General features: G+C 65.5%; 11 protein-coding genes and 2 pseudogenes. 5 read left to right on the top strand and 8 right to left on the bottom strand.

Features of this window, described 5'->3' with window-relative positions; genetic code table 11:
• Positions 1-227: 227 nt before the first annotated feature.
• On the bottom strand, positions 228-773 hold the full coding sequence (locus EV641_RS28845) for a TIGR00725 family protein (RefSeq protein WP_347238255.1): 546 nt from the start codon (positions 771-773) through the stop codon (positions 228-230).
• 36 nt (positions 774-809) lie between these two features.
• Between EV641_RS28845 and EV641_RS28840 the strand changes: the two genes are divergently transcribed.
• Entirely contained in the window at positions 810-1,736 is a 927-nt protein-coding gene (locus tag EV641_RS28840) for an alpha/beta hydrolase (RefSeq protein ID WP_132476921.1), read from the top strand.
• A gap of 31 nt (positions 1,737-1,767) precedes the next feature.
• On the opposite strand, the gene EV641_RS28835 is transcribed toward EV641_RS28840, so the two are convergent.
• Entirely contained in the window at positions 1,768-2,388 is a 621-nt protein-coding gene (locus EV641_RS28835; protein WP_054720532.1) for an FHA domain-containing protein, read from the bottom strand.
• A 156-nt stretch (positions 2,389-2,544) separates the two neighbouring features.
• Between EV641_RS28835 and EV641_RS28830 the strand changes: the two genes are divergently transcribed.
• The gene (locus EV641_RS28830) at positions 2,545-2,895 is read left to right on the top strand and encodes a YchJ family metal-binding protein (RefSeq protein ID WP_241997541.1); all 351 of its coding nucleotides are present in this window, start codon (positions 2,545-2,547) and stop codon (positions 2,893-2,895) included.
• Between the two features lie 25 nt (positions 2,896-2,920).
• Here EV641_RS28830 and EV641_RS28825 read toward each other — a convergent pair whose 3' ends face one another.
• Positions 2,921-3,553, bottom strand: coding sequence for a TetR/AcrR family transcriptional regulator (locus EV641_RS28825; RefSeq protein WP_132476917.1), 633 nt, complete (start codon positions 3,551-3,553; stop codon positions 2,921-2,923).
• 86 nt (positions 3,554-3,639) lie between these two features.
• Between EV641_RS28825 and treZ the strand changes: the two genes are divergently transcribed.
• Positions 3,640-5,367 (top strand): malto-oligosyltrehalose trehalohydrolase, encoded by a 1,728-nt coding sequence (gene treZ, locus EV641_RS28820; protein WP_054716432.1) that lies wholly within the window; start codon positions 3,640-3,642, stop codon positions 5,365-5,367.
• A gap of 122 nt (positions 5,368-5,489) precedes the next feature.
• A complete protein-coding gene (locus EV641_RS28815; protein WP_054716426.1) occupies positions 5,490-5,783 on the top strand; it encodes a hypothetical protein in 294 nt (97 codons plus the stop codon).
• Positions 5,784-5,799: 16 nt separating this feature from the next.
• Here the strand turns inward: EV641_RS28815 and ilvA are convergent, their stop codons facing one another.
• Genes ilvA through EV641_RS28800 form a run of 3 tightly spaced genes read right to left on the bottom strand, consistent with a single transcriptional unit; the run spans position 5,800 to position 9,421 of the window.
• Positions 5,800-7,155 (bottom strand): threonine ammonia-lyase IlvA, encoded by a 1,356-nt coding sequence (gene ilvA, locus EV641_RS28810; RefSeq protein WP_277874533.1) that lies wholly within the window; start codon positions 7,153-7,155, stop codon positions 5,800-5,802.
• A 57-nt stretch (positions 7,156-7,212) separates the two neighbouring features.
• The gene (locus EV641_RS28805) at positions 7,213-8,979 is read right to left on the bottom strand and encodes a pyruvate dehydrogenase (RefSeq protein ID WP_132476915.1); all 1,767 of its coding nucleotides are present in this window, start codon (positions 8,977-8,979) and stop codon (positions 7,213-7,215) included.
• 7 nt (positions 8,980-8,986) lie between these two features.
• A complete protein-coding gene (locus EV641_RS28800; RefSeq protein ID WP_054716429.1) occupies positions 8,987-9,421 on the bottom strand; it encodes a nitroreductase family deazaflavin-dependent oxidoreductase in 435 nt (144 codons plus the stop codon).
• A 117-nt stretch (positions 9,422-9,538) separates the two neighbouring features.
• On the opposite strand from EV641_RS28800, the gene EV641_RS28795 reads away from it, so the two are divergent.
• Positions 9,539-9,841 (top strand): hypothetical protein, encoded by a 303-nt coding sequence (locus EV641_RS28795; RefSeq protein WP_241997538.1) that lies wholly within the window; start codon positions 9,539-9,541, stop codon positions 9,839-9,841.
• A gap of 312 nt (positions 9,842-10,153) precedes the next feature.
• Here EV641_RS28795 and EV641_RS28790 read toward each other — a convergent pair.
• Positions 10,154-11,062, bottom strand: a pseudogene (locus tag EV641_RS28790) (TerD family protein); the annotation flags it as partial.
• Positions 11,060-11,389 (bottom strand): annotated as a pseudogene (locus EV641_RS30065) (recombinase family protein); the annotation flags it as partial. The pseudogenes EV641_RS30065 and EV641_RS28790, both read right to left, overlap by 3 nt.
• Between the last annotated feature and the right edge of the window lie 509 nt (positions 11,390-11,898).

The following is an 11,898-nucleotide window of genomic DNA, read 5'->3' as shown; positions in this document are numbered from 1 at the left end:
GAACAGGCCACCGTCGGTGCCCTGCGCGCACGAGCGAAAGACGTGGACGTCAGCGAGACATCCAAAACGGAATACCGCCGACGCTACGAACTCGCCAGGTCGTAACAGCCCGACAGCTTCGACGCGCGATGCCCGCCGACACGAGGTCGGCGGGCATCGCGTGTTGTTGCGACGTCTCTCTGCTGTCGAGTCTCTGCTGTCGAGCGGTTCTCGCGGAACGCGAAGAATCAGGCGTCCTTGCGCCAGAGCAACGCGTGCAGGCATTCGACCGCTTCCTCCGGCGATTCGACGTCGAGCACGCCACCCGCGGGCATCTTCCAGCCCCCGATCGACACGACCGGGACACCGGTGCGTACCGCCAACGCGATCTCGCTCATCGTTCCCCAGCTCCCGCCGACCACGACGAGCGCGTCGCTGCTGCGTACAAGCAGCGCGTTACGCATCTCCCCCAGGCCGGTCGGGATCGCCACCGTCAGGTACGGATTACCCACGACCCGGTCGTCGTCCGGAAGCAGCCCGAGCGTAGTTCCTCCCGCCTCGATCGCTCCCCGCGACGCGGCGGCCATGACCCCACCGAGACCTCCGGTGACGACGACTGCCCTGCGGCCGGCGAGCAGACCACCGACCTGGCGAGCGACTCGCCGTTGCTCGGGCGTCGCCTCACCCGGACCGACGACCCCGACATAGCGCTGCGAATGCATATCGGGATTGTCCACCACCCCAAGGGTGGAAGGGTGCCTATCCCCGGTTTTCGGGTTCCACCGGCAGGGGATCTCGCACCGCGTCGCTCCGCCGCGGACCCTCGATACATGTTCGCTACCCACCACTCGACGCGTCTACGGCACACCACCGTGGACGCCGACGACGGGGTACCCCTCGCAGTCACCGAGACCGGCCCCGTCACGGCGGAACTGACGTTCGTGTTCGTCCACGGGCACTGTCACGACACCGACGCCTGGTCCCGGCTACGCAGGGCGCTGCTCCTCACTCTGGGCCGACCGGTACGGATGGTGTTCTTCGATCACCGTGGTCACGGCCGGTCCGGTGGAGCACCCGCCGAGACATACACCCTCGATCAGATCGGGCGCGATCTGGGTGCGGTGCTCGATGCTGCCACCTCCGGGCCCGTCGTCCTGGTGGGGCATTCGATGGGCGGCATGGCAATCCTGTCGTACGCGCGTCAGTATCCGAGCGACATCGGCACTCGCGTCGCGGGAGTCGCGTTGATCTCCACCGCGGCCGACGATCTCGCACATTCCGGGCTCGGGCGGTACCTGCACAGCCCGGCGGTGGAGTTGTTCCGCCGGGCTGTGTCCCGGGCACCCCGCATCACGCAACGCGTGGCGCGGTGGGGTGGCAGAGTGGGTCTGCCCGTGGCCGGTGCGCTGCATCGCCGCCGCACCGCTGCACTGAGGCCGGGCGCCTGGCTGCTCACGCTGCTCACGTTGCTGGGCAGCGACACGTCGGTCGTCACGATGGCGGGCTTCCTCCGCTGCTTCGCGGTACTGGACGAGGCCGACGCCCTCGCCGTACTGGCCCACCTTCCCTCGCTGGTGTTGTGCGGATCCCGCGACGAGTGGACGCCGTTCGAGCTCTCCGCCGGTGTTGCGTCACGGTTACCGCACTCGGAACTCGTGCGCGTAGAGGGAGCCGGTCATTCGGTCACCGTCGAGCACCCCGCCGCAGTGGCCGCTGCTCTTCGGCGTCTGGCCGAGCGGGTGACGCAGGCATGGTGAGGTTTCGGATCCGAGTGCACCGCGTCGGATGTCACAGGTCGCGCTCGCTGACCACACCGGTGTGCATCGCAAGTTCGGCGAGGCGTACCCGTTTGCGATTCTGCGGTAGGTCCTCGACGCCGAACTTCGCGAACAGTGTCCGGAGATGTGTTTTCACGGCGTCGACACTGAGATACAGCTCGGAGGCGATGGCCTGATTGGATGCCGGCGATGCGAAGGCCACACCGTGCTTGTAGGGGCGGCACAGCGCATGCAGCACGCCGCGCTGCGTGTCCGTCAACGAGTTCACCGTGGGTAGCTCTGCGGCCATACGGGTCGCCTCGTCGGGTCCCGCTCCGATCTCCTGGAAGCGAAGCCTGTGCGAACCGATGCGGATGCTGTCGCCCTCACGCAACCGCCGACGCCCTGCGATCCGCTCACCGTTGACGAAGGTTCCATTGCGTGACAATCCGTCGTCGAGGATCGTCCAATGGGTGCCGAGCCACTCGACCACAGCGTGCAGGCGCGAGACTTCCTCGTCTCCGGGGAATGCCACATCGGATTCCGTTGCGCGGCCGACCGTCACCCGAGCGGTCTCCGACGTCAACACCACGTGGTGCTGGTGCCCGTGTTCGTCGAGGTAGGTCAGACGCGGGTCGAGTGCGTCGCTCACCGAGGTCTCCTGTTCACGGATCAATCGTCCGCCCGCGCGAAGTGTTCGGCAAGGACACGTCGCAGCGAAGCCCGCACGGTCGGCGACAATGGTCGGGTGACCCGATATCGCGACCAGAAGCCTACTGCCGACAAACCTTGCCCGTGTGGGCGCGGGATCCAGCTCGCCGACTGCTGCGGACGTTTTCTCGACGGTGGGCGCGCATCGACCCCCGAAGAACTGATGCGGTCGCGGTACACGGCATTCGTGCTCGGTAACACCGACTACCTGCTGCGGACGTGGCATCCGTCCGCCCGGCCGGCATCTCTCGAACTGGATCCCGGAACCAGATGGACCGGTCTCGAGATACTGCGGGCGACAGGCGGTCGCTTCCTGCAAACCGAAGGTACGGTCGAATTCCGCGCGCGCTACGTCGAGAGCGGCCGCGCCGATGTCATGCACGAGCACAGCCGGTTTCTCCGTGACGACGGCGCCTGGCTCTACCTCGACGCAGCCGGCGACCGGTAGGTGCGGGCGTCAGCGCTACGGGAACTCAGCGCAACAGAGTCGTTCGGAGAGTGTCGGCGAGCCACATGCGATATCGGTCCAGGTCCCATCCGCAGTCGCGGCGCAACAGCGCGTGTACCTGCGGGGAGCTGAGGGTGTAGAGGACGTCTGCGGCGTGGTCGACGGTGACGTCGGCGCGGAGCCATCCGCTGCGGTGCAAACCTTCGGCGAGGGTGCGCGCATTCTCAGCGGTGGCGCGAGCGTCGTCCTCGGCGAAGCGTTTCATGTCGGGGTCGGCGCCAGACGATTCGATCGAGGTAATGAGCAGGCCGCCTGCCCGCTCGAGCATCGCCGCGCCGTATCCCACCACCTGGTCGACGACTGCGGCTGCAGCGCCGAGCGCATGCGGTGACCGGACCGGGGGCATCCCGGCGGCGGGCTCGTCGGCGGCGACTGCGGCGTCCAGGGCTTCCCGGAACAGCTGGGCCTTGCCGTCCGGGAATGCGGTGAAGACCGTCCGCACTGCGACGCCCGCTTCGTCGGCGATCTGTTTGACGGTGGTGCTCACATACCCGTGCTGCTCGAACAGTGTCGCGGCTGCGTCTCTGATCGTGATGCGGGTACGGCGAGCAGATTCTTCCCGCAACGGTGAGCTGTAAGTTCTTCTGGCTGCGGACATCGCGGTCAGCCTAGCAGTATCGACTGCAGCACCGGTGCACCGGAAACGTGCTGCGTTCCATGCGCGAACAGGGCATGCTGGGCCTCGTGCACACCTTCGAGGTCTGGGCCCCGATCCCCTCGTCCGTTCGCCTGCATGTCGACGGCGAACTCCATCCGATGCGTCGGGAGGACGACGGCTGGTGGCGCGCCGCCGTCGATGCCACCCCCGGGTCCCGATACGGCTACGTACTCGATGACGACGACACAGTGCTGCCCGATCCCCGTTCACCGCGCCAACCGGACGGTGTGCACGGGCCCTCACAGCTGCACCGGATCGACCCTGACGGCTGGTCCGACCGCGCGTGGACCGGACGTCAACTCGCCGGAAGCGTGCTGTACGAACTGCACGTCGGTACGTTCACCGAGGAAGGCACACTCGACGCAGCAATAGGGCGTCTCGACGATCTTGTGGCGCTCGGCATCGACTTCGTCGAGTTGATGCCCGTCAACGCATTCAACGGCCCCCACGGATGGGGCTACGACGGCGTTCTCTGGTACGCGGTGCACGAACCGTACGGCGGTCCCGATGCCCTGCAGCGATTCGTCGACGCTGCCCATGCCCGGGGTATCGGCGTAGCGCTCGACGTGGTCTACAACCATCTCGGCCCGTCCGGAAACTACCTCGGCAGCTTCGGGCCGTACGTGTCGAAGAATCCGGGGATCTGGGGTGAAAGCATCAATCTCGACGGCCACGGATCCGGCGAAGTGCGCCGCTACATCATCGACAACGCCCTGCGCTGGTTCGTCGAGTTCCACATCGACGCACTCCGGCTCGACGCTACCCACGCGCTCATCGATCACACGGCTGAACATGTACTCGAGGAGCTGTCGGTCGAAACTCTGCGTCTGTCTGCCCATCTCCGTCGCCCCCTGAGCCTGATCGCCGAGAGCGACCTGAACGATCCCCGTACGGTCACGCCCCGGTCCGCTGGTGGTTACGGCCTCCACGCACAGTGGGACGACGACGTCCACCATGCGATCCATGCCGCGGTGTCCGGTGAGAGACAGGGCTACTACGGTGATTTCGGTTCACTGGAGTGTCTGGCACGCACGCTCGGGCATGGGTTCTTCCACGCCGGCACGTTCTCGTCGTTCCGAGGCCGCGTGCACGGCCGCCCCCTCGACGTGCGGCGGGTGCCGGCCAGTTCGCTGCTCGCGTACACGTGCACCCACGATCAGGTCGGAAACCGAGCCCGCGGTGACCGTCCGGGCGGCTATCTCGACCGGGGTCAGCTCGCGATGAAGGCGGCGCTCGTCCTCACCTCGCCGTACACACCGATGCTGTTCATGGGCGAGGAATGGGGTGCGAGTACCCCATTCCAGTACTTCACCTCTCACCCGGAACCTGAACTCGCCGCCGCCGTCGTCGAGGGACGCCGAAGGGAGTTCGGCGAACACGGTTGGGACTCTGACGATGTCCCGGACCCTCAGGATTCGGAGACGTTCCGCCGGTCCATCCTGCATTGGGACGAACGCACCGAACCCGAGCATGCACGACTGCTCGAGTGCTACCGGCAACTGCTCGAACTGCGACGCGCCCGCGCCGAACTCACCGACCCCTGGCTCGAACACCTCCAGGTGACCTACGACGAGGACGAGCGCTGGATCGTGGTTCATCGTGGCGCGATTCGCGTGGTGTGCAATCTCGGTAGCGATCCGGTGACGGTCCCCGTCGGCGGGAGCCCGATCCTCTGGTGGGACGAGCCCGTCGTCAATCGCACCCGGTCCGCTGTACTGGTCCCAGGACACTCGTTCGTGATCGTCGAATCCTGAACGGCCGCTTGACCGAACAGTCAACAGTCGTCGGACATCTGACCACACGGTTACCCTTGATCCGGCCTCGAGAACGCGCGTACCGTCAGGAATACCGCCGAATTTTTTCGAGGTGAATCGTCATGGAACCCAAGAAAGTACTGGCGAGCGCTTTTCTCACCACTGCTCTTGTCCTCACCCCGGTGGGCGTGGCCACCGCGTCCCCGGTGACCGACTCGTCTCCGGGTGTCGTCGATGTCAGACACAACGACCGTGGCTGGGATCGCGATCGAGGAGGACACCACGACAACAACTGGAACAAGGACCGCAACCACCGCGATTGGGATCGCGGACATCACAACGATTGGAATCGCGGCAACTTCTGGCGTCCGAATTGCTTCTGGTTCGGGCCGTGGCTCGTATGCATGCCCTGGTGAGTCCGTGCGTCACAGCCTATGTGAGGTAGCGGTAGGCAGGTGACCCCGGCTCGAGGCGGCTCGCTTCGATCGGCGATGCGTCCATGCGATGCAACAGCGCCGAAAGGTCCTCCGCTACACCGAGTTCGATACCGACCAACGCGGCACCCGTCTCACGGTTGTTGCGTTTGACGTATTCGAACAGGGTGATGTCGTCGTCGGGTCCGAGCACCTCGTCGAGAAAACGCCGCAATGCTCCCGGCTCCTGCGGAAAGTTCACGAGGAAATAGTGCTTGAGACCCCGGTGCACGAGTGAACGCTCGATGATCTCCCCGTACCGGGACACATCGTTGTTGCCGCCGGACACCAGGCACACGACGGTCGCGCCGGGCTCGATCGACAGTCCCTCGAGCGCCGCGACCGCGAGTGCGCCGGCGGGCTCGGCGATGATCCCCTCGTTCTGGTAGAGGTCGAGCATCGATGTGCACACCGCGCCTTCGTCGACCTGGGTCATCCCGAACGGAGCGTGACCCAGACCTTCCGCACGCAGGTTCGCGACCAGCGGCAGGCTCGAGTGCGACACCACCTCGGCGCCGAGTTGCGACACCACTGCATACGGGACGTCGCCGATTCGCTTGACGGCGGCACCGTCGACGAACGGCTCCACCTCGGGCAGGGTCACGGGGCCACCCGCGACCAGCGCGGCAGTCATGGACGCCGCACCTCGGGGTTCGACGCCGACGATCGCGGTGTGCGGCGACCGCTCACGCAGGTAGGAGGTGATACCCGCGATCAGTCCCCCACCACCGACCGGCACGACGAGCACATCCAGATCGCCCGGGAGTTGCTCGACGATTTCGCGTGCGATGGTCCCTTGTCCCGCTGCAGTACGGACGTCGTCGAACGGCGGGATCATTGTCGCGCCGGTGCGTTCCGCATCGTCGGCAGCGGCAGCGGCAGCCGCGTCGAAGGTGTCGCCCACGGCGATCAGCTCGACGAACCCTCCTCCGTGCACCTGGATACGGTCGCGCTTCTGCTTGGGGGTGCGCGCGGGCACGTAGATGCGGCCTTCGATTCGCATCGTCCGACACGCATACGCGACACCTTGCGCGTGATTTCCCGCGCTGGCCGTCACGACACCCGCAGCACGTTCCCGATCGTCGAGCTGGGCCATCGCGTTGTAGGCACCGCGCAGCTTGAACGAACGCACTCGCGTCAGGTCCTCGCGCTTGAGATAGACCTGGGCACCGGTCAGAGCCGACAGCCGAGGACTGAGTTCGATGGGGGTAATCGAGACCGCCTCCGCGATTCGCTCCGCCGCCATGTCGATATCTGCCGCGGTCGGTACGGCAGTCACATGGGTCGGTTCAGCGGTTCGCGAGGTGGAGGTCACCGTTCAATGCTGCCACTTGCCGCCGACACCACCCACGCGACCCCCTCCAACAGACGGTCAGGGTCGGAACTGGGAAGGCCTCGGCACGTTGCGAATGTTCGACTTCGCCATCTTCACCGCTTCGCCCACCCCCTCGTTCATCACGAGCTTCGACATGGCCAGGGCGAATCCCTTCACTTGCTCGCCGGTGATGGTCGGGGGGAGCGAGAGCGCCAGCGGGTCTGTGACGACGTCGATCAGCGCAGGACCGGGATGTGCGAACGCGTCCCGCAATGTCTGCTCCAATTCCGCAGGGTCATCGACGCGACGTGCGTAGAACCCGAGGGCCTCGGCAACCCGCGCGTAGTCGATTGCCGGGACATCGACTCCGAAGTCGGCGAGTCCGTCGACGAGCATCTCGAGTTTCACCATGCCGAGCGTCGAATTGTCGAACAGCACGATCTTGACCGGTAGCCGATGCATCACGACGGTGATCAGTTCACCGAGCAGCATCGACAGGCCACCGTCGCCGCTGACCGAGACCACCTGCCGGCCGGGTGCCGCGAACTGGGCACCGATCGCGTGGGGCAGCGCGTTGGCCATCGACCCGTGCAGCGCGGACGACAGGAATCGGCGACTGCCGTTCGGGTTGAGGTACCGCGCCGACCACACATTGCACATGCCGGTGTCGGCCGTGAACACGGCGTCTTCGGCGGCGACGTCGTCGAGAATGGACGCGACGTACTCGGGATGGATCGGTTTCCGCTGTTTCACCGGGGTCGTGTAGGCGCCGACGACCTTCTCCATCAGACCGCGGTGCCGGTCGAGAGTGCGTTCGAGGAACTTCCGGTCGGTCTTCCGGCGGATCAACGGCTCGAGAGCACGCAGGGTCGCACCGGTGTCGCCGTGCACCGCCAGATCCAACTCGGTGCGACGGCCGAGCCGGCCCGCATCGACGTCGATCTGTGCTGTTCGTACATCGGGAAGGAACTGGTCGTACGGGAAGTCGGTACCGATGAGCAACAGGAGGTCGGCGCCGTGCATACCGTCGTGGGCGGCGCCGTAGCCGAGCAGTCCGGTCATTCCGACATCGAACGGGTTGTCGTACTGGATCCATTCCTTTCCGCGAAGGCTGTGTCCGACCGGCGCCGCAACCGTGTCGGCAAGGTTCAGAACCTCCTCGCGTGCACCGCGAACGCCCGCACCGGCGAAGATCGCGATCTTCTCGGCGGCATCGATGGCCTCGGCCAGCGCTCGGACATCCGAATCTGCGGGCATGACGGTCGGGGCGCCCGTGCGGACGAGACGCGGCGATGAACCTTCCGCGGGCAGTGCCGCGATGTCTCCTGGCAGCGTGACGACGGCAACGCCCGGGCCGGCGAGCGCGTGCGTCATCGCACTGTGCAACACCCGGGGGGCCTGGGCGGCGGCGCTGATCAGCTCGGTGTACCCAGAGCATTCGATGAACAGCCGATCGGGATGCGTTTCCTGGAAGTATCCGGACCCGATCTGGGTGGACGGGATGTGTGAGGCGATGGCCAGCACCGGAGCTCCGGATCGGTGTGCGTCGTAGAGTCCGTTGATCAGATGCAGGTTGCCCGGCCCGCACGATCCTGCGCACACCGCCAGCTCCCCGGTGAGCTGCGCGTCCGCGGCGGCTGCGAAGGCCGCAGCCTCCTCGTGACGCACATGGATCCAATCGATGCCGCCCGACGCGGTGCCGCCGGTGCGGCGTACGGCATCCACAACCGGGTTCAGGCTGTCGCCGACGATCCCGTAGATCCGGCGCACACCCGCATCGACGAGTTGACCGACAAGCTGATCCGCGACTGTGCGCGCAGCCATTGCCGACCTACTTCCGTTCGAGGACGAAGACCGGGATCTGGCGATCGGTCTTGGCCTGGTAGTCGGCGTAGTCCGGGAAAGCAGCCACTGCTCGGTCCCACCACAGCGCCTTCTCGTCGCCGTGCAGCTCGCGCGCCACCATGTCGTACACTTCGGTGCCGTCCCGTAGCTCCACCTGAGGGTTCGCGATGACGTTGTAGTACCAGACGGGGTGTTTCGGTGCCCCTCCGAGCGAGGCCACGACCGCGTACTCACCTTCGTGTTCGACTCGCATCAACGGGGTCTTCCGCAACTTGCCGGTCTTGGCGCCACGCGTGGTGAGCACGACGACGGGCTTCCCATTGAGGGTGGTACCGGCGGTACCACCCGACGACTCGTAGGTCTCGACCTGATCGGCGGCCCACTTCGATGGGCTGGGTTCATATTCTCCGGTGAGAGGCATGCATCCAGTGAACACTGTGACGTGACACGCCACACCCCGGACCGAAAGTTCGTTGACCCGAATTCTTCTATGCGTCTACCCTGAAGGGGAACTTTCCTCAACCGGAGGTAACACTCGATGACGACCCTCGACCTGTCGCCGCGCAGGACCACTCGCGTGGCCGGTGTCGACATCGCCGGCACCGAATGGCCGCTCTACAAGCTCGAGGCGCTCGGCCTCGGCGGCCTGGCGCTGCTGGTTCTGTTCGTCGTCACCACCGATCCTCAGGTGGCGGTGCTCGGCTCTGCACTTGCTGCGACCATTACCTGGTTCACACGCGGGATGTACTACCGTCGCCTTCGAAACACCGCTACCCGGACAGCTCGAAACTCGTCCCGCTCCGGCGGTTCCGCTGCTTCACCTGCAGCGTCCCACATGTAGGACGAGAAAATCTGGTTGTCCCGACCGCCCTGTGGGCGGTCGGAAACCCCGAACCGACCAGGATCACGTCAGCAGGGTGTCACGAAGCGCGGCCTCGGCGTCAGAGGTGTCGGACCTCGACTGTTCGGTCTGCTTCGGTGCGGCCGGAACGAATTCGCGCAGTTTCTGCACCACCGTCCCATAGAACGCGTCGGTCGACGACGTCACGCTGCTGATGAAATTCGCCGACGTGCCCGAACGCCGGGTGCCCATCGGGAAGGTCTGTTCGAGACTGAACGACACGATCTCGCCTGAACGGCCGACGGTCAGCACCTTCGTCTCACCGCGCTCGTACTGCACCTCTACATAGCCTTCGAATGCCCCGGCCGGGGCGCCCACCCGGGCGCACACCGCCCTCGCGAAGGGCCGTACGGCCTGCGTAGTCGCCACCAGTGCCGACGTCGCGCGTCGTTCCTGCTCCTCACCGGCGCCGACACCCGCAACCGAGAACAACCGCGCCGGCTGCCATGCGTCGTTCTCTGCGAGAGTGAATTCGATCGGCTTCGACTTCTTCACCGCACGTTTGGCGGTCCGAACACCCCGAGCCTTCTCCTTCGTCGCTGCAGCCGGCTGAGAAGGTTCTGAGAGAGGTGCTGCATCTTCGGGTGATGTCGCCGCGGCGGTGGGCTGCTCGGCGACGGACATTGTGACGTCGGAGTCCGGCGCATCATCGATGTCGACACCGAAATCGGTTGCCAACCCGACAAGCCCGGACGCCCAGCCTTGGCCGACCGCTCGGACCTTCCACTGATCGTTCCGGCGGTACACCTCGCCGAATACGAACGCAGACTCGGTGGTGGCATCGGCAGTGACGTGTTCCGCCAAAGTGTGCCCTGCGCCGTCGACCACGCGCAGAGCGAGCTTTCCGAGATCACCGAAGGCACCGGCGTCGACACTCCCGACGAGCGCAACTGAGTGCACGTCCGTAGGGACTACTGCAAGGTCGATCGCGATACGCGCCTGCGCCCCTTCCTCTGTCGCACTGACACCGAGGAACCGGACCGAACCGTCCGCAGATTCCGGTTGGTTGTAGAACACGAAGTCGGAATCGGAGCGGACCTTCCCGCCCGTATTCAGCAGCAACGCCGACGCATCGACTTCGACACCCGATTCAGCCCACCCGAGCACCACATCGATCTGCTGCACATCACCAGGAAGCGACACGTTCTGCCCCTTGGACAAGAGTTTGCCGGTGGGATCAGTCGGGTCGTGGACGGAGCCGCCGATGTTCAGTCGGGTGCCTTTGGCTTCGAGTTCGTCGGCGATCGCCCGGAGGTCGACGGCGGAACGGCCGAGGCGGTCGAGTTTGGCGACGACGAGGGTGCCGCCTTCGCGGCAGGCGGCGAGCGCTTCGCGCAGACCGGGTCGGTGTCGGTTGCGGCCGGTGTAGCCCTTGTCGGTGTAGATCCGGTCGTTGGGGACTCCGAGGCGTTTGAGGGCTGTGCGTTGCGCTCGCAGATCTTGGCCCGCGGTGCTGCATCGGGCATAGCCAATCAGGATTCCGTCCATGAGGCGACGATAGTGCTGTTTGGGTCAGCTATACGAGACCGATATGCAGGACGGTTAAACAGGACGGTCGGACGGCCGTATTCCCCAGGACACGATCGAGTGCCGGGCCGTTTCGGGGTGTGCTGTTTGAGGACCGCCTTACAGGACTGCGACGGAGAGATCTCAAAGTGATCTACTGGGTGCATGAGCGATGACCAAACAAGGATGCCCAGTGCCCTCATGGTCGTGGTTCTCGGACTGTTGGGTGTGGTGTGCGGTCTGGCCTCCGCTGGGATTCTCTGGTGGTGGTCTTCGCAACGCCCGTCGGAGATCATGTACGACGGCGTATACGAGCCACTGCCGGACGTGAATCTCTCTACCGGATACAACATCTTCCCTCTGGAGGCAACTGGCATAGGGCCTTGGCTCTATGCCCAGGGCGCCGTAGTTGTTGATTAGCGACCCTGTGAACTGGGGTTTTCGCTTTATTCGAGGTGCTGTCCGGGCCGGTGGAGCGGGCATGGGGACAG

The organism is Rhodococcus sp. SMB37, from assembly GCF_004345605.1.
Classification (GTDB): Bacteria; Actinomycetota; Actinomycetes; order Mycobacteriales; family Mycobacteriaceae; genus Rhodococcus.
The sequence above is the reverse complement of the archived record's forward strand: the minus strand, read 5'-3'. Positions and strand labels throughout refer to the sequence as shown.

Excerpts from the sequence above, each read along its gene's own strand:
- EV641_RS28840 (WP_132476921.1), top strand. The coding sequence starts at position 810 with ATGTTCGCTACCCACCACTCGACGCGTCTACGGCACACCACCGTGGAC.
- EV641_RS28825 (WP_132476917.1), bottom strand. The coding sequence starts at position 3,553 with ATGTCCGCAGCCAGAAGAACTTACAGCTCACCGTTGCGGGAAGAATCT.
- EV641_RS28815 (WP_054716426.1), top strand. The coding sequence starts at position 5,490 with ATGGAACCCAAGAAAGTACTGGCGAGCGCTTTTCTCACCACTGCTCTT.
- EV641_RS28805 (WP_132476915.1), bottom strand. The coding sequence starts at position 8,979 with ATGGCTGCGCGCACAGTCGCGGATCAGCTTGTCGGTCAACTCGTCGAT.
- EV641_RS28800 (WP_054716429.1), bottom strand. The coding sequence starts at position 9,421 with ATGCCTCTCACCGGAGAATATGAACCCAGCCCATCGAAGTGGGCCGCC.
- EV641_RS28795 (WP_241997538.1), top strand. The coding sequence starts at position 9,539 with ATGACGACCCTCGACCTGTCGCCGCGCAGGACCACTCGCGTGGCCGGT.